34 protein-coding genes and 1 tRNA gene are annotated in these 20,027 nt (G+C 51.2%); 9 read left to right on the top strand and 26 right to left on the bottom strand.

The window, feature by feature from the left end; all coding sequences use genetic code 11:
* Positions 1 to 53 precede the first annotated feature (53 nt).
* The 3 genes from TRICHSKD4_RS16515 to TRICHSKD4_RS16505 all read left to right on the top strand — a co-directional run bounded on the left by TRICHSKD4_RS16515 (position 54) and on the right by TRICHSKD4_RS16505 (position 2,295).
* Positions 54 to 548 carry a DUF192 domain-containing protein gene (locus TRICHSKD4_RS16515; protein ID WP_009468023.1) on the top strand — a complete coding sequence of 165 codons (495 nt, stop codon included), beginning with the start codon at positions 54 to 56 and terminating at the stop codon, positions 546 to 548.
* Positions 549 to 745: 197 nt separating this feature from the next.
* Entirely contained in the window at positions 746 to 1,936 is a 1,191-nt protein-coding gene (locus tag TRICHSKD4_RS16510; RefSeq protein WP_009468022.1) for a low temperature requirement protein A, read from the top strand.
* Positions 1,937 to 2,218: 282 nt separating this feature from the next.
* Positions 2,219 to 2,295: transfer RNA gene (locus TRICHSKD4_RS16505), tRNA-Pro, on the top strand.
* A gap of 81 nt (positions 2,296 to 2,376) precedes the next feature.
* Here the strand turns inward: TRICHSKD4_RS16505 and TRICHSKD4_RS16500 are convergent.
* The 16 genes from TRICHSKD4_RS16500 to TRICHSKD4_RS16435 all read right to left on the bottom strand — a co-directional run bounded on the left by TRICHSKD4_RS16500 (position 2,377) and on the right by TRICHSKD4_RS16435 (position 9,089).
* A complete protein-coding gene (locus tag TRICHSKD4_RS16500) occupies positions 2,377 to 3,606 on the bottom strand; it encodes a phage integrase SAM-like domain-containing protein (RefSeq protein ID WP_040617055.1) in 1,230 nt (409 codons plus the stop codon).
* Positions 3,558 to 3,965: a hypothetical protein gene (locus TRICHSKD4_RS16495; RefSeq protein ID WP_139052183.1), complete on the bottom strand. Its 408-nt coding sequence runs from the start codon at positions 3,963 to 3,965 to the stop codon at positions 3,558 to 3,560. The genes TRICHSKD4_RS16500 and TRICHSKD4_RS16495 overlap by 49 nt, the downstream gene beginning before the upstream one ends.
* A gap of 5 nt (positions 3,966 to 3,970) precedes the next feature.
* Positions 3,971 to 4,609, bottom strand: a complete 639-nt coding sequence (locus tag TRICHSKD4_RS29475; RefSeq protein ID WP_139052182.1) for a hypothetical protein — start codon at positions 4,607 to 4,609, stop codon at positions 3,971 to 3,973.
* 13 nt (positions 4,610 to 4,622) lie between these two features.
* Positions 4,623 to 4,892 (bottom strand): hypothetical protein, encoded by a 270-nt coding sequence (locus tag TRICHSKD4_RS16485; RefSeq protein ID WP_009465918.1) that lies wholly within the window; start codon positions 4,890 to 4,892, stop codon positions 4,623 to 4,625.
* Between the two features lie 4 nt (positions 4,893 to 4,896).
* Entirely contained in the window at positions 4,897 to 5,403 is a 507-nt protein-coding gene (locus TRICHSKD4_RS16480) for a class I SAM-dependent methyltransferase (protein ID WP_040616125.1), read from the bottom strand.
* Between the two features lie 12 nt (positions 5,404 to 5,415).
* Entirely contained in the window at positions 5,416 to 5,610 is a 195-nt protein-coding gene (locus TRICHSKD4_RS16475; RefSeq protein ID WP_009465920.1) for a helix-turn-helix transcriptional regulator, read from the bottom strand.
* 9 nt (positions 5,611 to 5,619) lie between these two features.
* Positions 5,620 to 5,946, bottom strand: coding sequence for a hypothetical protein (locus TRICHSKD4_RS16470; protein WP_009468019.1), 327 nt, complete (start codon positions 5,944 to 5,946; stop codon positions 5,620 to 5,622).
* 11 nt (positions 5,947 to 5,957) lie between these two features.
* Positions 5,958 to 6,377, bottom strand: coding sequence for a hypothetical protein (locus TRICHSKD4_RS16465; RefSeq protein ID WP_009468018.1), 420 nt, complete (start codon positions 6,375 to 6,377; stop codon positions 5,958 to 5,960).
* Between the two features lie 13 nt (positions 6,378 to 6,390).
* The gene (locus tag TRICHSKD4_RS16460; protein ID WP_009468017.1) at positions 6,391 to 6,657 is read right to left on the bottom strand and encodes a hypothetical protein; all 267 of its coding nucleotides are present in this window, start codon (positions 6,655 to 6,657) and stop codon (positions 6,391 to 6,393) included.
* On the bottom strand, positions 6,654 to 6,815 hold the full coding sequence (locus TRICHSKD4_RS30860) for a hypothetical protein (protein ID WP_168157044.1): 162 nt from the start codon (positions 6,813 to 6,815) through the stop codon (positions 6,654 to 6,656). Before TRICHSKD4_RS30860 ends, TRICHSKD4_RS16460 begins: the two co-directional genes overlap by 4 nt.
* The gene (locus TRICHSKD4_RS16455; protein WP_009468016.1) at positions 6,812 to 7,021 is read right to left on the bottom strand and encodes a hypothetical protein; all 210 of its coding nucleotides are present in this window, start codon (positions 7,019 to 7,021) and stop codon (positions 6,812 to 6,814) included. Before TRICHSKD4_RS16455 ends, TRICHSKD4_RS30860 begins: the two co-directional genes overlap by 4 nt.
* A gap of 17 nt (positions 7,022 to 7,038) precedes the next feature.
* Positions 7,039 to 7,266, bottom strand: coding sequence for a hypothetical protein (locus tag TRICHSKD4_RS16450; protein WP_009468015.1), 228 nt, complete (start codon positions 7,264 to 7,266; stop codon positions 7,039 to 7,041).
* 353 nt (positions 7,267 to 7,619) lie between these two features.
* Positions 7,620 to 8,024, bottom strand: coding sequence for a hypothetical protein (locus tag TRICHSKD4_RS16445; protein ID WP_009468014.1), 405 nt, complete (start codon positions 8,022 to 8,024; stop codon positions 7,620 to 7,622).
* Between the two features lie 41 nt (positions 8,025 to 8,065).
* Positions 8,066 to 8,191: a hypothetical protein gene (locus TRICHSKD4_RS31735; RefSeq protein ID WP_009465927.1), complete on the bottom strand. Its 126-nt coding sequence runs from the start codon at positions 8,189 to 8,191 to the stop codon at positions 8,066 to 8,068.
* Between the two features lie 2 nt (positions 8,192 to 8,193).
* Complete coding sequence (locus TRICHSKD4_RS16440; protein ID WP_009468013.1) at positions 8,194 to 8,622, bottom strand: tellurite resistance TerB family protein; 429 nt, start codon at positions 8,620 to 8,622, stop codon at positions 8,194 to 8,196.
* Positions 8,623 to 8,717: 95 nt separating this feature from the next.
* The gene (locus tag TRICHSKD4_RS16435; RefSeq protein ID WP_040617052.1) at positions 8,718 to 9,089 is read right to left on the bottom strand and encodes a hypothetical protein; all 372 of its coding nucleotides are present in this window, start codon (positions 9,087 to 9,089) and stop codon (positions 8,718 to 8,720) included.
* A 118-nt stretch (positions 9,090 to 9,207) separates the two neighbouring features.
* Here TRICHSKD4_RS16435 and TRICHSKD4_RS30855 point away from each other — a divergent pair, with 118 nt between their 5' ends.
* Genes TRICHSKD4_RS30855 through TRICHSKD4_RS16425 form a run of 3 tightly spaced genes read left to right on the top strand, consistent with a single transcriptional unit; the run spans position 9,208 to position 10,071 of the window.
* Entirely contained in the window at positions 9,208 to 9,357 is a 150-nt protein-coding gene (locus tag TRICHSKD4_RS30855) for a hypothetical protein (protein ID WP_168157043.1), read from the top strand.
* Positions 9,350 to 9,529 (top strand): hypothetical protein, encoded by a 180-nt coding sequence (locus TRICHSKD4_RS16430; protein WP_040617051.1) that lies wholly within the window; start codon positions 9,350 to 9,352, stop codon positions 9,527 to 9,529. The genes TRICHSKD4_RS30855 and TRICHSKD4_RS16430 overlap by 8 nt, the downstream gene beginning before the upstream one ends.
* A 2-nt stretch (positions 9,530 to 9,531) precedes the next feature.
* The gene (locus tag TRICHSKD4_RS16425) at positions 9,532 to 10,071 is read left to right on the top strand and encodes a hypothetical protein (protein ID WP_040617050.1); all 540 of its coding nucleotides are present in this window, start codon (positions 9,532 to 9,534) and stop codon (positions 10,069 to 10,071) included.
* A gap of 41 nt (positions 10,072 to 10,112) precedes the next feature.
* Here the strand turns inward: TRICHSKD4_RS16425 and TRICHSKD4_RS16420 are convergent, their stop codons facing one another.
* The 9 genes from TRICHSKD4_RS16420 to TRICHSKD4_RS16380 form a co-directional block, all read right to left on the bottom strand.
* On the bottom strand, positions 10,113 to 10,451 hold the full coding sequence (locus TRICHSKD4_RS16420) for a hypothetical protein (RefSeq protein ID WP_009468011.1): 339 nt from the start codon (positions 10,449 to 10,451) through the stop codon (positions 10,113 to 10,115).
* Entirely contained in the window at positions 10,448 to 10,813 is a 366-nt protein-coding gene (locus TRICHSKD4_RS16415) for a hypothetical protein (RefSeq protein ID WP_050763455.1), read from the bottom strand. The genes TRICHSKD4_RS16420 and TRICHSKD4_RS16415 overlap by 4 nt, the downstream gene beginning before the upstream one ends.
* Complete coding sequence (locus tag TRICHSKD4_RS16410; RefSeq protein ID WP_009468010.1) at positions 10,810 to 11,505, bottom strand: exonuclease domain-containing protein; 696 nt, start codon at positions 11,503 to 11,505, stop codon at positions 10,810 to 10,812. Before TRICHSKD4_RS16410 ends, TRICHSKD4_RS16415 begins: the two co-directional genes overlap by 4 nt.
* A 50-nt stretch (positions 11,506 to 11,555) precedes the next feature.
* The gene (locus tag TRICHSKD4_RS16405) at positions 11,556 to 11,819 is read right to left on the bottom strand and encodes a hypothetical protein (protein WP_009468009.1); all 264 of its coding nucleotides are present in this window, start codon (positions 11,817 to 11,819) and stop codon (positions 11,556 to 11,558) included.
* 69 nt (positions 11,820 to 11,888) lie between these two features.
* Positions 11,889 to 12,521: a hypothetical protein gene (locus TRICHSKD4_RS16400; protein ID WP_009468008.1), complete on the bottom strand. Its 633-nt coding sequence runs from the start codon at positions 12,519 to 12,521 to the stop codon at positions 11,889 to 11,891.
* On the bottom strand, positions 12,506 to 13,552 hold the full coding sequence (locus TRICHSKD4_RS28305; RefSeq protein WP_009468007.1) for a putative RecT protein: 1,047 nt from the start codon (positions 13,550 to 13,552) through the stop codon (positions 12,506 to 12,508). The genes TRICHSKD4_RS16400 and TRICHSKD4_RS28305 overlap by 16 nt, the downstream gene beginning before the upstream one ends.
* A 3-nt stretch (positions 13,553 to 13,555) precedes the next feature.
* On the bottom strand, positions 13,556 to 14,656 hold the full coding sequence (locus tag TRICHSKD4_RS16390; protein WP_083782818.1) for a PD-(D/E)XK nuclease-like domain-containing protein: 1,101 nt from the start codon (positions 14,654 to 14,656) through the stop codon (positions 13,556 to 13,558).
* The gene (locus TRICHSKD4_RS16385; RefSeq protein WP_009468005.1) at positions 14,653 to 15,057 is read right to left on the bottom strand and encodes a hypothetical protein; all 405 of its coding nucleotides are present in this window, start codon (positions 15,055 to 15,057) and stop codon (positions 14,653 to 14,655) included. The genes TRICHSKD4_RS16390 and TRICHSKD4_RS16385 overlap by 4 nt, the downstream gene beginning before the upstream one ends.
* Positions 15,058 to 15,066: 9 nt before the next feature.
* Positions 15,067 to 16,347: an AAA family ATPase gene (locus TRICHSKD4_RS16380; protein WP_009468004.1), complete on the bottom strand. Its 1,281-nt coding sequence runs from the start codon at positions 16,345 to 16,347 to the stop codon at positions 15,067 to 15,069.
* A 489-nt stretch (positions 16,348 to 16,836) separates the two neighbouring features.
* Here TRICHSKD4_RS16380 and TRICHSKD4_RS30320 point away from each other — a divergent pair, with 489 nt between their 5' ends.
* Positions 16,837 to 17,559, top strand: a complete 723-nt coding sequence (locus tag TRICHSKD4_RS30320; protein ID WP_139052179.1) for a hypothetical protein — start codon at positions 16,837 to 16,839, stop codon at positions 17,557 to 17,559.
* A gap of 778 nt (positions 17,560 to 18,337) precedes the next feature.
* On the opposite strand, the gene TRICHSKD4_RS16360 is transcribed toward TRICHSKD4_RS30320, so the two are convergent.
* A complete protein-coding gene (locus TRICHSKD4_RS16360; RefSeq protein ID WP_009468001.1) occupies positions 18,338 to 18,841 on the bottom strand; it encodes a helix-turn-helix transcriptional regulator in 504 nt (167 codons plus the stop codon).
* A gap of 113 nt (positions 18,842 to 18,954) precedes the next feature.
* Here TRICHSKD4_RS16360 and TRICHSKD4_RS16355 point away from each other — a divergent pair, with 113 nt between their 5' ends.
* Both TRICHSKD4_RS16355 and TRICHSKD4_RS16350 read left to right on the top strand, forming a co-directional pair.
* Positions 18,955 to 19,206, top strand: coding sequence for a hypothetical protein (locus TRICHSKD4_RS16355; protein ID WP_009468000.1), 252 nt, complete (start codon positions 18,955 to 18,957; stop codon positions 19,204 to 19,206).
* Between the two features lie 18 nt (positions 19,207 to 19,224).
* Positions 19,225 to 19,905, top strand: coding sequence for an MT-A70 family methyltransferase (locus TRICHSKD4_RS16350; protein WP_247642826.1), 681 nt, complete (start codon positions 19,225 to 19,227; stop codon positions 19,903 to 19,905).
* The last annotated feature ends 122 nt before the right edge of the window (positions 19,906 to 20,027 follow it).

The raw sequence follows: 20,027 nt of genomic DNA, 5'->3' as shown, positions 1-20,027 counted from the left end.
GCTGCAAGGTAGGGGTGCTGAGTTTCCTCAGTGTCCGCGTTTGAAGGCCTAAAATGTCATTGCGTTTTTCAAAATATGTCCACTTCGTTCTTATGGCCACCTTTGCGATGCTGATTGCTTTGCACTCGCCATCCGGAGCGGAGACACCACCGAGGCTCGATCTTGCTGTTGAAACAATCAAGGTGCTGTCTGGTGGCAAGAGCCACGTTTTTCAAGCGGAAGTGGCCAAATCTTCCAAGGAACGCGGTCGTGGGCTCATGTATCGGACAGAAATGGCCGATGATGAAGGCATGTTGTTTATCTTTGACGGGGAGGGAGATCGGTATTTCTGGATGAAAGATACGCCGCTTTCACTCGATATCATTTTCATTTCAAAGGCTGGCGAAATCGTACGAATCGCAGAAAACACGACACCATTTTCGGAAAAGATTATTCCTTCTAGAAAGCCCGCCCAATATGTCCTTGAAGTATTGGCGGGAACTTCCAACCGCCTCGGGATAAAGGCAGGTGACCGTATCGTCTCTCCATCGATCGGCGCGGTTGAGTGACGTAAGAAAAGGCGACCTATAATTTTTGCGGCAGTCTTATCGTCGGTTTCCGACAACGCTGCGGCAAACGAATATCATTGGTGCGCTTTGTGACGTTCCTCTTTGAAAACTGGACCAGTCCAACTTTAGATATTGTGATCCCTAGGTAACTTTCCTATCTGTGTTCGACTTTTAGGTCGCTCAGCGGGAAAAAAACTATGGCACTTCACGACCATCCGATGTGGCGCAAGCCGCAACACCATCAAGACCTCGACCACGTTCACGATCATGTCCACTGGACGGAACTATTCTATGATTTGATCCATGTGGTCACGATCTTCCTTTTGGGGAACTATCTTTCTCACCACTTGGATGTCAGCGGTTTCTTGATCTTCGCTGGGGTCTTTATCGCTCTTTGGTACGCGTGGGGTGAGCTCAGCGTTTTCAACTCGATTTATGTCAGTACCGATATCTGGCACAGGCTAATCATGTCGGCCATGATTGTGACTGTCATGTTTATGGCCGCGTCTATCCCGGCAATTGGGTCTTACGGGTGGACATACTTCACTGTCGGCTTTGCTGTTAATCGTGCCTTGCTTGCTGCACTTTATTTTCGGGCCCGTCGGACCAACGCCACAAGCCAGTCACTCTGCGCAGAGCAAACACGTAACTTCCTGATTTTTGCGGTATTGTTCTTGATTTCTGCGTTTCTACCGCAGCCATATGGCTACCTGTTGTTTGGCCTGACAATGGTAGCAACACAAACCGTTTACATGGTCCCCAAAATAAGTGTGCTACGGCACGAGCGATTTGCCCCGAGGATCGGACATCTGTCAGAGCGGTTTGCTCTGTTGACCTTTATCGTCTTGGGGGAGGGGTTCTTCAAACTGGTTGTGACGCTGTCCGAGAAGGGCATCTACAAGGTATCGCCTGATGTCTTGGTCAATTTTGTGATTGGCGGCGTCGCTATGTTTGTCATGTGTTGGATCTATTTTGACTTTGTTGGCAACGGTAAAGCCCGCGATACCAAGGTCAAGACACTGGTCACCTGGTGGCTCTCCCATTTGATCCTGATGCTGTGTGGCGTCATGGTTGGTGTCGCGTTGGCCGCTGAAGTTAAAGTCGGTTTCTGGGAGCCATACCCCACCAAATATGCAGCGATCGGCTGTTTTGGGCTGGCGGGTTACATCGCAATGTTGTGGGATATCAGCTCGACGATCGAGCACAGGTTGGCGAAGGAGTTCTGGACAGCGCCAATCCGCCTGTTCGGAATTGCACTGGCGATTGCCACGTTCTTCATTGTGCCTCACGTTCCAGCCCTCGTTGGCAACCTGTTTTGGGGGACTGCCTTGTTCTCTCAAATCGCGATCCCTTTGGTGCGGGCCTGGCGCACCCTCAGTACCGAATAAGCCCGAAACGATGCAGAAAGTCGTACTTCGATATTCAAACCGTACTCGCCTTGCCGACGGATTTGTTCTGTCGGCATATTTTCCGAGAACTGGCCCCATTGTTTGCCGATTGGGAGGCGTATACCCAAGCGAAACGGCGGAGGAACAGGGGAGAGGCATCGATGTGCGCAACAGACCATCCAACGGAGTTTGCACATATTTGTCCCCAGTCGAGCAAAAACCTTTTTGATCCCCTCTTGACCGAGGTCAGGAAGCGCTATAAACCCCTGCAAATCAACGGCTCGGGGTATAGCGCAGCCTGGTAGCGCATCTGGTTTGGGACCAGAGGGTCGCAAGTTCGAATCTTGCTGCCCCGACCATTTGATTTCAATAACTTAGCGGAAATTCCTGCAGAACAAAAGGTGGCTCTCAGTTTAAGTGCGGCAGTAATGCGGCAGTAACTAGCCTCCAAAGTTACCTTTTACGACGTTATTTGTTCCCGTTTTGCTCACAGGAGCAATCAAAGAACGAATCACCAAATGTTTCTGAATTTCCTGGATAACTAGGTCCGTTGCTTCCATTGCCTCTTCAAGAAACTCCGGGTCGAAACGTTCATAAAATTCTCCGGTGCTTGACCCCTCCTGTGATGCATGCCCGATCCACTCGGAACGTTGAGTTTTTGACAACCTTTGCCCGTTGGACAAAAGAACCCGCCGGGATTGAGTAAACATAAATGCTCTTATCTCTTTACGTGATAATTCAGGAAACCCGGCTGCCGCAAAAGCCGCATTAATGGGCTTCTTCGCGGTGAGAACCTTTTGTCCTCGAAACTGCATTGGGTAGTCAGTGTTCCAATATTCTGCCCAGCATCTAAGGTTGTTGGTCAGACGAATTGTGGGGCGATATTTCTTGGTTTGTAGTCGTCCTTCAGGGTTCAGTTGGACAAGCCCATAGTCCATATCGATTTGAGTATGAAAGTTCAGATCATGGATTGCTTCCGGACGTGCCCAAGTGTTTAGGGCTATAACTACGTATCTAAACGCATGCTCGTATTTGATAGAGTCGATGAAACGCGCCATCTCTTCAAACTTGAGCAGTGGCCGGTTCTTTTGAGCGTTTTTTGTGCTTGCCCTACCGATGATTTCGGATATTGACTTGTCATCAGTAACGATTGTCGGCGCACGAGTGAGGATTTGTACCTCTATCTTACCGTTTTCAGTGGGCTTCAAATAGGGGATGGTAGCCTTGTTCAGGGCAGCTTGAATGGTCACCATGTAGATAGAAATGCTCTTTGTAGAAAGCCCGTATGTTTCAGCTAGGTACTGATAAAATGCGTGTTGCATCTTCAACGTTAGTTCGCCGCATGTGAACGCTGCGCCGTTTGAACTACGGGGAAGGCCATCTGCGTCCTTCATTGACATAAATTCGACAAGCCGTTCTACGGTTTTGTCCAAGCCAGATTCGGTCGAACTGATACTTTCCCCTGTCTCCCCTGTTCTTTGGTCTCGGCGAATCTTGCGTTTGGAGATAAGAACCCTTTGTCTGTAGTCATTAACAACAGCCGCAAACATGACGTTTATTGGGTCGTTTGCTTTTGCTGGAGTGACTTCAACGTCACGGATTAATTCAGCACAGGCGTCCTCTAGCGTTTCAGCATTAAGCTTGCGGCGTTTCGCGTTTCCGTCTTGCATCCAGCACTTGAGGAACCCGGGTCTTCCACGCTCATTTGGTCTAATCCAATATCCCTTGTATTCGAAGAGGCGCTTGCAATCGGCGGTTCCTCCTGATGCCGACCCTTTGGATTGTTTTCTGGACATTGTTCTGCTCCGATTCTGGTTGCTGGTTGGCGGTAACGTGTGAGGTACTCAGCCACATCATTTGGCGTGTAGAGGATCCTCTCGCGGGTAATGTAGAAATGAGCGATCAGACCTTGGGTTCTGGCCTTTGCTATTGCCGCTTTGTCCTTGAAGATTGCCGGATACCTGTTCGGCATATCGCTTTCCTCAATCATCTCCTCTGGTTTGAATTCTAATACGTTTGTGTGCTTCATGATGGTCACTCCACGCATGAGGTTCGGGATGGTCGTGGCGAGCCGACAAGGTGTTCTCCGTAGCACCGCGTCCAAAGTCTGGCTGCCCAACGCGGGAATTGCCATGCACCTTGCCGTTTGACGTGATCGCGGTACCGGATCAGAAGTTCGCCGTGCAGACTTTGAAGGCCGTCATTCCCGTCACAATAGATGTCGTGCCAGGCCATATCCCATTGCCTGCCGTCGAGACGGAATTTGAAGGCATCGGCATGATGGATCGTAACTCGGTCATTGCTGGCAAACTCCGCACCGAAGTGGTCAATGATCGCGCGGTCGATCTCGACAACATCGATGTGGTCGACTTCCGGTTTTTGAAGACAGGCACGGACAAAGCAACCGAACCCGAGTCCGGTTTTCAGGACGCGGCCTGTTGCAGCGCGGATTGCCTCCATATGGCGTTGGATTTCCCAGTCACTGTCATCCATGATGGTGTAGCCGTTAAAGCCGTGATCATCGACCAAGTGCAGGGCAGCGAGGGAGGTGGCGTCAAATAGGAATGCATGTCCATCGTGAAGCCTGGCATTTCGGGTATGGTCTTCACTCTTCCATGGTAGAAGGTGCCTCGGTACTTTGGCGGCGGCTATAAAGTCTGAGGTATGGAACATCGGTCTAGCCTCACTAATTGACGACTTTTAGATGCTTGGGTTTAGGCTTTTTCGTTTTGGCAGCGTTGATGAAACAGGCGTCGTAGCGTTCCTGAAACGCTGACATTGCCTCAGACCACTCTTCCAGTACCCGCCAGGCCCCGGAGTCTTGCATGAGCTTCACTCGAGCCCTAATTGCTGATGGTGACCGATCCAGATCATTGAGGGCGATCATCCTCTCAGTTGCAGTGCAGTAGAAATTGAAGAGAAACTCATCCTCTTCCATGGTCCAGCGCTTTGCCATTGTCTTACTCCGAATGGGCCTCCCGGCCGGGTTTCATGAAAACCAACCAGTGCGATTGGGATCTCTTCCCGTACCGGTTCCCGATCAGCGGTTTTTCTTCGGTGAGCATGAGAAGTTCAGACACTTTCACGTCCGCTTCGCTCCATTTGAAAATTAGAGTACCGAATGGTTTCAGCACCCGAAAACACTCTGCAAACCCACACCGGACATCGTCCCGCCAAGCGGTGCCAAGCTTCCCATATTTCTTCGCTAGCCAGCTATGTGAGCCGTTGTGGACGAGGTGCGGTGGATCAAAGACGACTAAGTGAAATTGCTCATCCGGAAAGGGCAGCTGACAGAAATCGAGCTGCAGGTCAGGATGGATGACAAGTTGACGAGAGCCGCCCTTGCTGGAGGCATCCTTAAGCTCATGGCGCTCTGATCTAATGTCACCGAATATTGCTCTTTCATCGGCTTTGTCGAACCAGAACATTCGACTACCGCAGCATGGATCCAGAACGGGTTTGTTCAATGATCAGGTCCTTCACGTCTCTGCAAAAAGCTGTTCAACCGTGACGCCAAAAGCCCGTGCGAGCTTGATAGCCAATTGCACTGTTGGTTTCGGACTGGCCTTGTTTTCCAAAGACCACATATATGCCTTGCTCGAACCGGTCCTTTCAGCGAGTTGTTCAAGGGTCATGCCTGATTTCTCGCGGTAGCTTTTGATCCGGTTCGGCATCTGCAGGCCTCAAGTTTTTCGGTTCTGACGGCGTAGCAATCTGTCGATCTCAGCGGCGATCAATGCGCCAGCCTTTTCAAGATTGCGGATCGGGTCAGTGGATGGGTTCCAGTAATAACACCCCCAATTTATCGGCCAGCCTATGGGAATGTTGTTTGCTGACTCTGAGTAACAAACACCAGTACCCGTGATCCTGATATGCAGCGGATTCGCGTAACATGCCGCCGCAGCAGCGAGTTCACCGTGGGTGTGGTCGTCATCGTGTTCTGCCGACCAGCCTTCTCCTTCGATCTGGCGTTGGCGTTCGGTGGCGATGCGCTCGATTCCTGTTTTCATCTGTCGAACCTTTAAGCCATGGTTGGCGCAAGCATCGCGCGGGCGTGCCGAATTTCGGTTGCGTCCATCGGGCAACCGTGCCAGTCGCGAGCGATTATCGCGAAAAGTTCTGCAGCTTTCTGTACGTCATCAACCCACAAGCTGAATTCGGCTCGATAGTCGTCATCGTCCCACTCATAGGGGCCGCGTCCTTCAAGCACCCATTGACGCCCTCTAACTGCTGAGTTGAGCGCAGTGAGAGCTCTCGCGACACGTGATCGGTCAAGTTCATTTGCAGCTTCTGCCGCTTTGATCCGCACTTTTAGGTCTTTGTTCTCAGCCTCGAGCTCTGAGCTGGTTTTCTGCAGGAATGAGGCTATAGCAGCCCAGTCATTCAGGTTGTGTTGGCGCAGGTAGGCCACGAGAGCGGTCATTCGCTTATCGTCATCCATGATCTATCGGGTCTCAATTTACCTGTTTGCGGAATTGATCTACCCACTCCCGATAAGGGGCAGGTGTCGGCTCATTTTCGGCTTCCCTCGTTCCCTCTTCCAAATTGGCGGCTGAGGGGACGTATCCGGCTGACCATCCTTCGATCTCGAAGCCGTCTAACACGGCGCTCATTTGCGCGTAGAGTTGCTCTGGATCATCGTGGCAGATGGTTACGCCATACGCAGCACCTTGGTGGCGGTAGGTGCATGCCCACGGCATGGCTTTCTTTAGAACTGTCATCTGTCGGGCCTCAACTGTTGAGGGTTGTCGGTTGATTGGCTTTCGTAGCCTTTGTGGACTTTGGCTATCCATCCGCCGAGTGCTTCCGGTTTGAACGTCACTACTGACAGCAGCACCACCAGCAAAAAGCCTAAAGCATCCATAGAACCGGCCTTCATAGTTTGAACTCGGAAAGCTCTTCGTGAGTTGCGAGCATGGCGACAACATCACCTTCAGCCATGGCAATTTCTGCCCTTGTCAACGCAGCGTTCATCATTGCGATGGCAAACGCTCCAGCCGGACCGATCTCTTGGTACGCCGGGATAAAAACCTCCCGAATTTCTTTCATTTTTGCAGGCAGTGCATCGCCGAGTGTGTTCGTCATAGGAGCGTCCTTTCGGATTAACGTTTGGCCTGATGCATTGAAATTCGCCGTTCTACGCCTTCGAGCAGGCCCTCATTGAGCATTGCCGCCGCCATCCTATGGTCGGGGTAAAGAAGGAGCAGCACAGCGGCTACGGTCTGCTCCAGCGTCATCATTATCTCTGGAGCTTCATTCGGATCCCGGCCATCGATGATGGCTTTTCCTGCCGCATAGCTGCGGGTGGTATCTTCGCTTGATTTGCTCATGGCCGTTCCTTTCAAATTTCTTGCCTGCCTTGGGAGGGCTTTACCTGCGAGCTAAGTTGAGGCCCGGCACAGGCCCCCAAATGTCCGTCGCAGCGGTCCCAATCCTTCGGCTGTGTCGCCCTGGCTCACCATTCCAAAGGCGGTTATTTTCGGATTGGGCGTGGGCTAAATGTCCGCGACACAGCAGCCCACAAATTTCTCAGGTTGCCCGTCTCTCCGGGCTGTCACGCTCGTAACCCCGGCGTTAGGGCCGACTAGTCTCTAGTCGACAGGGCAGGTTCACTGGACATTTATTGGCCGTCTTGGCACCTGCTAACGTCATCCAGCCATCTCGTTGACCTTTGGGCGGGTGCTTATTTGCCGAGACGTCCAGCTTCGAGGATTGGCATACCTGCTTCTGTTGGAAGATAAATCACCTGTTTTGACGCTCTTTGTTCCTCAAGCATTCGAATGTAGAGGTAGCGAAGGTACGCTTCCGGGCCGCCCAGTCCTTCAGTCAGTGCAGCATTTGCTTTTGCAGCAAACTCGGCACGGGTCAGTTCGGCCTGCCCCTCAAGCGAGGCCGCATCTGCTTTTGCTTGCGCCTCTTTAACCCGAGCCTGTTTGCTGAATTCTGCCTCTGCGAGGATAGCCTTGCCGCTCATCTCGGCACCCCAGACCTGCACGGTTTTGTATGAGTACCAACCACCGCCGACAACAAGTCCGAGACATGCTATGCTGATCGCGGCTACAATCGCTCCGATCCCGAAATCTTTCATGTTGGATCCTTTCCTGCGTCTTTCGTTGAGGTGGCAGGGCGCTATTGCGCCCCGTCCTTTCCTGAAAACAGGCCTTTGATGTAGTTGATCGGGTTGGCCTTTCCCGCCGCACCGCGCAGGTACCAACCAAGCGCGATGCCACTGATCAAAATGAGGAACGAGAACACGATCAGACGTCGTAATTTGCCGGGTTCAAGCCAAGCTTGGCGGCGATCTTCTCAAGGACCGCCTTTTCTTCAGGCTCGATCTGGCCGTCGCTTTCGGAGATGTCGAGTGCGGTCAGATAGACCGTCTCTGCCATTTCCGGATCGTCCTTGATGTCGTCAATCTCGCCATAGAGACCCATGCGCCCAGCACGGCCCTTGGTCCGTTCGAACATCTGCTCCAGCGTCTGTTCGATCTGGCGAGACGGGAACGCGCCAGCAAGTACCGGATTGGAGGAGATGCCCTGAATGGTGGCCTTGATTTCCGCATCCTCGATCTCGCCGTCTGCTGCGGCGACCAGTGCGGCTGCTGCACATACCGCTTCCAGAAAGTCCGTCTTGCCCTTGAACCGGTTCATCGATCCTTCGAGCTTTTGTTTCAATTTTCCAAGCATGTTAGCTTCCTTCGGTTGGTGATGGCCGCTTGCGGCCGTTGCGCCCCTGTCCATGGTTTAGCGGTCGTGGGCAGGGGAATTCTGCTGCGTCAAGTCTAGGATTTCAGAATGTTTATGAGTTCCGCGCGCTCGGAAGGTTCGAGCATGTGCGCCTGCGCCGAGTTCGCTAAGCGTTCGTAAATGGATGCGCGAACATCGCTGACGCCGTTCGTGAACCGAACGCCTCCATGAAGGATTCTCTCGCGCCACCAAGCAAAATCAGCAGGGGTCAGTTCAAGAAAATAGTCCTGCTTTTTGCCATGATTTGTAACACGTACGTTGATTTTACCGAATTCCCGAGAACAGGCGGGCGTGGACTGGACAACGAGGCTCTCGTAAAGAGTAAGGAATTCACTGTGTTCGTCCGTGGCTCGCTGATGAGAACTATTTATCAGTTCGAACATTCGCTTTATTGATTGCATGTTCATCTTTGACCTCCTTGGCTGTGTTCCTTGTCGGAACGCACTGTCGCGATGCGTTCAGAAAAGGGGCGGGCGAACCCGCCCAAGTTGGGCGGCAACAACTTCAGCAAAATGAGAGTCCGGTATGGTCCCTTGGATGGGCTATCTCGTTTCGCTTGGACAAAAGCAGAACATTACTGGTAATGTATTCATGGAGCCGATGCGCGACGCAACGCACACCGGCCCCTATCACCTCGATCTGAACGAGACAGAAGGAAGTGAATCTCATGAGTAAGAAATTCGTAGAAGCTGTTGATCCAACAATGATGTTCAACAAATCTCTGGGACCAAGGCAGCCGCTAAAACAATCACAAGACACGGTCGCTGGTGCGGCCTCTTTACCCAGCGCAGACACCGACACTGGACAACAAGTGGAAACACTAGCAACACGACCGAAGGACGACTGACAATGGCCATGGATCGCGACAATCTCCGCTTCAATATCTTGCGCAATGCGCTGTATCACACTGCATGCCTGAGACTTTTCGATCGGTTCAATAAGGTGCTGAGTTTCCTTGTCGTGATCCTCGGTGCCGGTGCGATGAGTGACTTGAGTTCCGAGTTTGGGATCGACTTGATTTATATTGGTGCCTTGATTGCTACTGTCGGATCGATCCAGCTTGTTTTTGATCTTGCAGGGCGAGCTCGAACCCATCAGCAGCTGCAGAAAGATTATTATTATCTGCTGGCTGACATTGAGGGACAATTGGATGGCTGCGAGGATGCTTGTGCAAAATGGCAGGCCCAGATGATCCGAATAACAGCGAGTGAACCGCCGACACTGCGTGCTATCGACGCGAAAGCTTATAATGATGCGCTGGATGCAACAGGTATCTATCCCGCAGGCGAGCGGCTCATTATTCCGTGGTGGCAAAGCCCGTTGGCTTCGGTGCTTTCCTTTGAAGGTTACACTTATAGGAAGCAATCTGAATGCGGCGCAGTTTCGTAACGCTTCTTGAGCGGGGTTGAATCTGTCTTTTTTCATGGAGACTACCGCTCCTGATCGTTCGGTTGCTCGCTGTAGAGCGCGGAGAGGGCAGCACGAAGGGCTGTGACTTGCTGTTTCGCCTCATCTCGTTTCGCGGTCATATCGGCGATATCGGCAGTGAGGTCGTTTAATTGGGCGTGTTGAACTTCAAGTTGGCCATTCGCTTCCCTGAGTTCGACCTCTTGTTGCTCCAGAAGTTCCGACATCACTTTTCGGATTTCCGGCGCCGGTTTTCGCGCTGGTTGTCCCGGAGCTAGATTGTAATCCGCACGTCCGAAACGACTATCGCTGTTGGGGAATCCGGATTTTTCGGTTTTCATGTTGGGGTCATGTGCGTTCATCGTCTTCTCCACTTCGGATCGATTTGCGCGAGAATGAAAATTGTCGCTGCATGCGTATCTGGGAACAGTTCCTGAAGCCGAGCGCAGATCAAGAGCGGGTTCTTTCCCTCCCGTTCCCAAAACTCCCGTTCATTCATGGAGTGCTGACGCTGGTGTTGTTCCCACCACAGCGGTAACGAGTACCGATCATCCGGTTTGCGTCCCATGCCGGTCAGGGGTTTGTCGGCTTCATGATCGACGTAACGGATGTGCGCTTGCTGGACACCTTCACCGATGCGACCGGTCACCACGCATGGGAGCTCGTGGACCCAAGAGGTCCAGTCCTTGTCTAGGATTCTGGGCCGGCACTGCGCGAGGGTCATGCCTCGCCACCTCTCTGCTCCAGCCAATAACGCGCAGTTGCCTTGGTATCCGCATCCAATTTGTCAGCGTCGTTAGCGATCCAGCGGATGTAATCTGTCGGCAGATCAATCCACCGTGAATGCTTGTGTTTGCCGAAGTTGACCTTTGTCTGGATCAACGGCATTCCAGTCCACTCGATTAACTGACCAACACTGGTTTCATCGAGCATCAGTCGCAGCAAATGGGCCGTAACAAACGTGTCTGGTCCAGCGCGGTGGGCCGGGAGTGCTAAGTCTCCAAGGTCGGTTAGACCTTTCCAGTAACGAAGAACCTGGTTCTTGTGGCTGGGAGCATCGGGCCAAAGACGGACTGCGCATTTCAGAGTGCATATCCAGCGATGATCGCCACCACCGAAGAAGAACTTCTCAAACTCGATATTGTGGGCGACGAAAACATCTTCCTCACCCATGCCGCCCATCAGCATCCGGCAGGCTTCGGTTGGGGAGGGGCAACCTGCCACGTCTTGATCTCGGATGTGATGGACGGCCATCGTCTCAGGCGGGATCGAGTGGCCCGGATCAACAAGGGTCGACACTGGGTCCGCGATGATGTCTGTTTCAGCATCCAAATCGCAAAACGCAGCTTCACAAATGGCTTTGCGCGTGTCTGACGGCAGACCGGTTGTTTCAAAATCAATGACACGGAACTTCATCTGTTTCACTTTCCTGTCTTTCGGGATGGCGCATTCTCAGGTGACTTCAATCAGCGCATCAACTTCAGTTCTCGTTTGATGCGATCTAGCGAGAGCGGGAAATAGCCCTGCTGGATTTCGGCGGTGAGTTGTGCGGCTTTGGCGCGTTTGCTGCTAATTTTCCGAAAGCCTTTGGTTGGATGAATGAAACGATCGGCTTCGGCGAGCCGGTTATTGAGCTTATCCAGCTTGGTGCGTTCTGGTTTTGAAGCACCGCGTTGATTTGGATTTTGCGGAATCGCCAAGAGGCCTAAATGTGACGGTTTCAGGTTCATGATATTTGTCCGTTTGTATCGGAAACTTTGACTAGGACGGTCGCGCCCGCCCCACTGGTTGCGGCGCGCTTAAAGCGCAAGGACTTCTTTGAAGTGCCCTTTTTCCCTGAGATGGAAGAAAAGCCGTTTCAGTCGACGGAGATTGTCGTCTGCAGTTCGCCGCTCATTTGACAAAGGTTCTTCAAGCAACAACTCCATGGCTTCATCGAGTGTTGGGGAACGCAGTTCTTCCGGGTTTTCGTCTTGCCTGAGTTCGCATTCCTGCTTGGCAACAGGATCTTGAACGGTGAGGAAGGTAAGGCCTGGCCGACGCCACCGTTTCAAGAACGTGTCAGATGGTTTGCCAAGCGCTTTCGCCAGACGTAGCAGGAGGGAGTCAATCACCCGCGTGTCAAAATCCGAATAGCTTATAGCAACAGTCTCAGCTGACTTTGCTGCGACGTCGGCCAGTTGGTGCAGGACTGGTCTCTCGGACAGTCCAAACTTTTCTGAATGGCGCGCAGAGATGCCATGAATGGCTTCTGCGGCATTGCTAATGGGGCGGTCGTTTGCCTTGATCAGAACGTCAGCGGCCGAAATCCGGTTGCCATCCGCATCGCAGTGATCAAAGGCGATCCGTACCGCCCACGGTTGTTGGTCATGATCCAGCGGCAATTCGCTCCGGATCAAGCCACTCGTGTCAACTTTCAGGAAGAGGAGCATTGGAACACCTCTTCAATCAGTTCAGCCACATACGCTGAGGTATCTTGCGGGGTGAGCTTTCCAGCACACCGGTTCACATGCGCCTGGTAGATTTTCTCCTCAAGCTGCTCCAGTTGTGCAGATGGTTTCTCGGAGGGTGGGTTATCTTGCCAGAACGTCTTGCGACCTTTTTCAAGGTTGTTTGCGTCAAGGCGCAGCAAGGTCTTGGAAAATTCCTCTAGCGCTGCGCGAAACTTCGGTGCAGGCACGCTGGACTGGGCAGGAGAAGACCCAGCCGAATTGCCTGCACCTTGTGTCCCGGTCGTTTGGTCGATGGGATGCCGGGAATTATTCGGCTGTTGTGGTTTGGTGCCTTGGGAAATTAACGGGTTTGCAGTTTGGCTCGTGTTTTTTGCAAGCTCCGCCCGCTGGGAGCGGGAAATCTCGTCAAACTCGTCTTCTGCATAAACTCCGAGAATGATGCGCGGCTCGTAGACACGGGTCCATTCGCGTGTACCGCGATAACGAAGCTGACGATCTCGGTTGTGGAGCCAAATCGCCTTGGCGTTTCCTTGCTTGTCAAGTGTGCGCCACTCACGGAAATTCCCTTTTATCCATCTGGCCGATGAAGGGGATTTTCCGTCGTCGCCTAAGGGTGAATCAGAGACAATAACTGAACGATCATCTCCCTCACCAGAAAGGTGGTAGTGGAGTGTTATCCCAAGGCAGGATCGAAGGGCAGCAGCTATGACCTTACCTTCGTAAATCGGCTTTCCTTGATAAGAGGACACACACTGTGCGACTGCAAAGGGGTCCATTTTCCAAGTTGCAGCCTGATTGCAGACTAGGAAGCAGTTTGCGAATGCCGCTTCTGCTGTGTCTCCTTTCAAAGCTTCAGGGATCAGGGGAGAACTGGCCATTACCGTTGCGACACGCGATACCGCTTCAAACCGCTTCAGATCAAAAATGCCTGAAGGTGAAAACGTTGTTTCATCATCAAGTTCAGGAAGAGCAGCTCCGACGGACTGTTCGATAGGAAGATTGTTTGTCATGGGTTATCGTCCGAACCAGGTAGGGAGGTCGTCATCGGTGACTTCGAATGGTGGGTTAGCAGCGGGCCATTCCTGTGCATCGCCATACTCATCTCGCTTGGAGCGATAGGTACGGATGGCTTCTTCAATGCGTGATGCTGCAGCCGCTTTGGCGAAATGAGGCGTCCAATCGAGAACCAACGGCTGTGGGGCACCGGTTCGTTTGACCATGACCCAAATCCATTTTGGTTTGTCCCGGTCAAAACACTCATCGAGGAACCCCTCGAAGGGCTCATCGCCATAGATATCGAGTGTGCCACCTTCGTGAGCGGCTTTGGCAATCTGCCAGCATCGTTGGTAGGCGGCTTCCTGCAGGTCGTACCGCATGGAATCGATGGTCTTCAGCGCAAGCTGGTAGATATCGCCCTTGGTACGTGGGGCAAATGTCTTAAGATCGATGATGGCGTGGCGCAAAAGCCGATCAAGGCGTCCCTTCAATCGAACCGGTGTTTGATCACCGTCAGGACCGCGATCCTCGTAGAAGATGGAAACTTCCGGAGCACCATCCACGAAGGTGCCATTCTCCATGACCGCCGAGAGTGTTGGATCCTGTTGTACCCACCGACAAGCAATTTCTATCTGGCCCCATAAGCGAGGTTTCAGCTGGATCTTGCCTTCGTTCTCCCGATCATAAGTCTCCTTGACCACGTCAAAGATTTTTTGTTCTGGCGCAATCTCGAGAACGCGCTTGATACGCTCCGCCTTGTTTCCGCGGGACACAGCACTCTGCCCATGCTCAACCAGGAAATCCTTGAGATCTTGATCGGTGACCAGCATTCCGTCAGTAGTCAGGGAAAACCTCTGGCAGAACTTGGCGTTGAAAACGTCCTGACCTTCGAGCATACGTGCGTGCAGCGCCGAACCGAACAACAGCGCGTCGGTGTCCTTGTCTTCCTCGTAGAGGTCGTCAAACTTCCACTCAACGGGGTCAATCGCTATCGCCTTGAGAGCGCTGGAGCCTTTCGCTGTCGGGTCCGCATGATAGATTTTTTCATCAAGGTTGAAATAAAGACCACAGGGGACTTCATCGCCGGGTCTAAGATCTGGAAGGGGAAGGCCCATCATGCCGCTCCCTTCAAAAGATCAAACGCTTCTTCAAAACCCTGGACGACTTCCGGATAAATCCAATCAATGACGGATTGTTGATCAGAGCCGTCCGCTATCAGGATTGCCCGTTTACCGTGCCCCTGCATCAATCCAGCCAGAAAGTGGGCTGTGCTGGAAGCTGTAGAAAAAACGACCGCGGTATTTGCCCATTCGGCAGTTTTTCTAAGCTCACCATACGCCAAAACTTCGAGCAGGTGCGGTGCGTTACTAAATGCGTCTTTATCCCTGTAGAGATAAATGTCTTTTTCTATCCCAGCTTGAGTAGCGGTAGGAATTCTAGAGGTTGTCAGATATCGTTGGAGTTGCCCCGCATCCCAAGGCGACATGTTGGCGGGTGTGAAGAGAAAAACCCTGTTCATGGTCGCCTCTCACTCAGCATCTTGTTGAGTAGAGGACACACTGCCATCTTCGATAACGATGGCTGCAGGCCGATCCGACTCCACGGTTTCCACCCAGATTTGCATGTCGAATTGATCTGCAAACTCTGAGAGTTCCTCCATCTTCTTTTGACCCAAAAGCGCTCCATCCTTGACACGGATCACTCGCAGTTTTGGATCAAGAGCTGCAGCAACAGCGATTGAGACCTGCAGTTGTTTTGCTTGGCTCAGATTTTCAAAGGGGAGGTCATCAACCATCACACCATCGGTTGTGAAGCTCAGTCCCTCGACTGGTAGGTCAGCTTCCTGGACGGCACTCAAAATTGAACGTCGAACGTCTTCTAGTGCTGCCGATTTTTCAGATGACAACGTTGAGAGTGCTTCACATTCATTGCGGATTTGAACCTTGGTTTGCGCAGCATTGAACATCTGATTGTGTTCTTCAGCTTCTTGAATGCGTTGGCGGATAACGGAGAGATCTTGTTCAATCGGCAGGGGAGGGAGGTTCTTACTCTCTGTGTCTACTTCACGCCAGTAGGCCCCGAGTTTTTCGATCTGTTCTTGGGCAGCCGCAATCTCCTTGCGGTAGTTCTCTATTGACGCCTCTGCGTTTTGCTTCTGCTGATCAAGTTCCCGTTGGCGAGAGAGCTGCTGTTGACGCATGTCATTCGAAGCTGCTGCCTTTTCCATACTCTCAATCAATGAGGCTACATCGATGGGGTCGTTTGGGGCATCATCTGGGACGCTACACGCTTCGAGACGCGCTTTTGCTTGGGCAAGCTCACGGTTCGTATCCCGCCGCTCTTCCATCAGTTCTTGGATTTGCCTGTCAGCTTCTTCAAAGTTGAAGTCCGGTACGAGTGACCGCAAAAAAGATGACTGTTTTTTGGGGTCTAAGCGCGTGAACTCAAGTGGGTCAAAGCTAAGGGTGTTTGTAAGGTCGTCCAAGATTCTCTGAGGTGGGGACTGACGATGACCCTCCTCGTTTTCAACTACGAGGGAAGTTGTTGTAGTGCCGTCAGTTTTGTTGATGAACTTACGGGTGATTTTCAAACTACCAAGATCAAGCTTGATAATGGCAACTTCCTCTCCCGTGCGAATAGGTAGAGCAGGGGCGGCAGATTTGCCGCAAATAGCAGCCCAAATTGCATCAAGGATAGACGACTTTCCTTGTTCATTCCCTCCAGTCAATTCGATAAGATTACCATCGGGGGAGATGCTGACCGCCCGAAGCCGTTTAAAATTCTCCGCGGATAGGGAAACAATCTTCATTTAAGTACAGCTCCTGAGCAGCAGGCCAGAACTCACCGTTGCCCGTCCACGTGATTGGCGAGCCTGTGTCGGCAAAAAATTGGTGGTTGGAAACGAGGTCTCCACTTTCGATAGCTGTATAAAAATCTAATAAAATAGATAATGTCAATAAGCGTATTGCAAAAAAATCTATTTTATGGGATTTCCGAAATGAGCGGTTCATGCGGCGACCGATCCGACCGCTCCAAGAAACAGTGCGAAGGATGGGATGTGACATAGCACTGGTGGGTCTCGTCTTTGAGGAGGGTGCCCACGTCACCGACCGGCTGGTCGAAAAAGTCCTCCGGCCAACGGGCGCAGCCGCGTGCCGGGCTCCCGGCAATGCGACTGTCCCAGTCTGTGTGGCAGAAACCCCGGGTGACGGCTCACTCTGCTTTGCAGCAGGGATGGGTCTCGTCTACCCGGCTGCTCCTGAACCCGTCTGTTGGCAGGAAGTTAGGAGATAGTATCATGTTAAAGATAAGTAAAATAGATATATGTAACTTCATCTCGCAAAGCATAAACGAATTAAAAGAAATGGGGATACATTTACGGGATGTCGATGATGTATTTGAAGTGGAGAGGCAGTTACGCTCAACGCAAAAGAAATTGACGCCGTTTACAAGTACAGATAGAAATGTTCTCCAGGGTAATGACGTATTTTTTTTGGTTGGCTACACAACTCCGAATGGAAAATTAAAACAAAAACCCGTTTGTCTGGCGGCGGGAAAACGAGGGCAGTTCTCAGGTTGGAGCCTGCGGCAGTACGTAGCTTGTTATCTTCCACAGATATTGAGGGGTAAAAATGGTGAAGCAGCACAATTAGCTGCAGCGCTGCCTGAGTTCTGGAATGTGACACCTGAAAAGCCGGTATACTTGGCGGAGCTTTGGGTGGCTCCCGAATACCGTGAAAAGAGAGTTGGGCAAATTCTCGCCCAGACTGTTCAAGTCTATGCACATCTCCATTGGGAGCCTGATTGTATTTGGGCACTGATGTCAGATGAAGATGTTCGGCAGAAGAACTTAGCCACCAAGTATGGATTTACCGAATTGCGACCTAACGCGCTGCGATGGGTGGTGCCGCCGGTTGAGATACCGGAAGTTGTTTGGTTTGTAGGAAATGATAAAGCGGGGTTGACTGATCTTGTTGAGCGAAAGATCCGACCCGATCAAAGCGCTCAGCGGCGCAGATGATCATCCAATAACCCATGTTTAGTTCAATGGGTAGGAGGAGGCGGGTGTACTTTTCCCAAATAGTTCGCCCGCTTCCAGGAAGTTGACATTTTGCAGAAATAACATCCAACACTGGCTCCCGTGTTTTTATCAGGTCGTGATAGCCTTGAGCCACGAAACCCCTAAAATTTTCGTCTATATCGCTGTACGCTTCATTTGTTTTTTGCTCAGTTTCATGTAGCCACTCATCACCAAAGTTTTCTTTCATCAGCGAGCGTTGGCCAACTCTCAAAATTTTGGGTACGTCACCAGTTTCAGCGTGCGGTGCCAGCTGTATAAGAAACGGAATATGAGGAATAAAGTCATTGTTAAGCACGCCGGATGCGTGTAGCCAGGTCTTGTAAAGGTCTTTTGTTAGGTCGCCTCCAAGTAACCCGGTTTCCAATGTTCTAATGCTGACAGGCTCTACGAATTCTTTTTGCATTTTTTTATCCCTGTATGTTCAATTAATCCAAAAATTACGTACTCATATATCGCCATTAATTGACGTTTCTCATTTTCTGGGAGGTTGTCAGGCTCAGCTATTCCGAAGGAGGTTTCGGACTCAGCCAATATGAATGGCCAAATGCCAAGCTTATTCGCATAGAATTTGAAACTGTCATAGTCATAAATAAATACTTCGACATCTCGATCGCTTGATAATTGGGTAGGATTTATTGAACTATTTGAGCTGGTGTTCGTAAAGACTGGCTTCATAATATCCTCACGTATCAATTTCAGAAATATTTGAGAAAATTTCTCAGTCTTTGAAGCTTTTCTGAAACTCCTTCAATGTTTCAAATAGTATTCCGTATATCGTTATACCTTCTTCAAAGCCCAACTTGCCTTGAAACGCGCGATCAGAAATTTCCTTCGTGTATTTCTTTGCTAGATCGTGTTTCAGTTGCTCTAGTGAAGGATTGTCCTCTGTCGCTGTGAGTTTGATTGTTGGGGCGTAAGGAGAGTCTGGTTTGAACACGATCTTTTCCTCTTCATCCCACTGGTCGAGGATGTCATAGGGTGGGTCACCGTCACTGTGCGCCTTGCCGGTCTTCAGATATTCCTCTGACACATTGAAAAAGTTAGCAATCAAAGCACCTTTGTTGCCCCGAGGGGCCCGCACTTCGCCGCGTTCTATACGATTTATTATGTGATGGCTTACACCAGTTTCTTTAGCGAGTTCTTCGCGCGTCAGGCGCCAGCGAGATCTAAATTTTCGCACCCGCAATCCCCATTCGAAATCTGTCCCTAACAAATTATCCATCTAGTTCTCCTGTGGCTGTTGGGCATGCAGGAATAATCTACAAAAAAAGAAAGTTGACTGCAGAGAAAAAAAATCTAATAAAATAGATAAAATGCAAAATTAATGGATTAATTATGGCTAAGTTTACGCTCAAACAGGTGATCTCGTTGGCCGGAGGCCCAAAGAAGTTACGTGAAGAACTCGAACGCCGTGGGTTTGATCGTACAAAATATGCGGTCCTGAAGTGGGGGCGTGACTGTGCGCTGCCTCAAAAATACATAGATGTGGTGGTAGAACTTACCCCATTGGATAGGGAGGAAGTCGTCGCCGCGAACGAAGCCTTTAAGTCTGAATTGAGTGCGGAAACCTTCAATGGTACGGCTTAGTTTACTATGGGGGCCGTTTTGGAAAATCTCCCAGCTCTTGTCGTCCAACGAGTCCACGACCTTCCACTCTTCCGCTACAACGTCATCGTGGTAGACCCACCTTGGGATTTCGACACCTATTCCAACAAAGGCAAGTTGCGTGGCGCTGAAGCGCACTATGACACAATGTCTTTTGACGAAATCCTCGATCTCCCCATCGGCCAACTTGCCAGCGACAACTGCCTTCTTCTGCTCTGGGTTTGTTCATGGATGAGCCCAGGCCATAAGCAGGCATTGCTTGATACTTGGGGATTTACATACAAAACCGAGCTTGTTTGGGACAAGCGCACGGTCAACGGCAAACAGCACATGGGGACTGGGTACAGAGCACGGTCCATGCATGAGACAGTGTACCTTGCGACCATCGGGAACCCATTCCACAAGGCCTTTCCATCCAAGTTTGAGGGATGTGTGCGAGAACACTCCCGTAAACCGGATGAGTTTTACGATCTGATCAGCCGCTTAGTTCGCCCCGATTATTTCCGGGTTGATGTTTTTGGGCGTCAAAGCCGAGACGGTTGGGATGTCGCTGGTATCGAAGCGACAAAGTTTGACACCACTGACCTTCAAGAAACTGGCCGGAAGTCTGCACTGCTGCAGCGCAAGGATCCCTTGCGAGAGCTTGAAATTGCTGGTCAGGGGCGCCTCATTCTGGAGTGAGACCATGGCACCGAATCCACCGTTGTCGCGTAGCTTCGTTTATTTGGAAAACGGATGCTTTTTCGTCAGCTCAAAAAGCATTTGCACTCTTTTGCACTGTGCGCATCAAGACCTGCTTAGTC

Source organism: Roseibium sp. TrichSKD4, assembly GCF_000148725.1.
Taxonomy (GTDB): domain Bacteria; phylum Pseudomonadota; class Alphaproteobacteria; order Rhizobiales; family Stappiaceae; genus Roseibium.
Note: the sequence above shows the minus strand (reverse complement) of the source record. Positions and strands in the feature narration are given on the sequence as shown.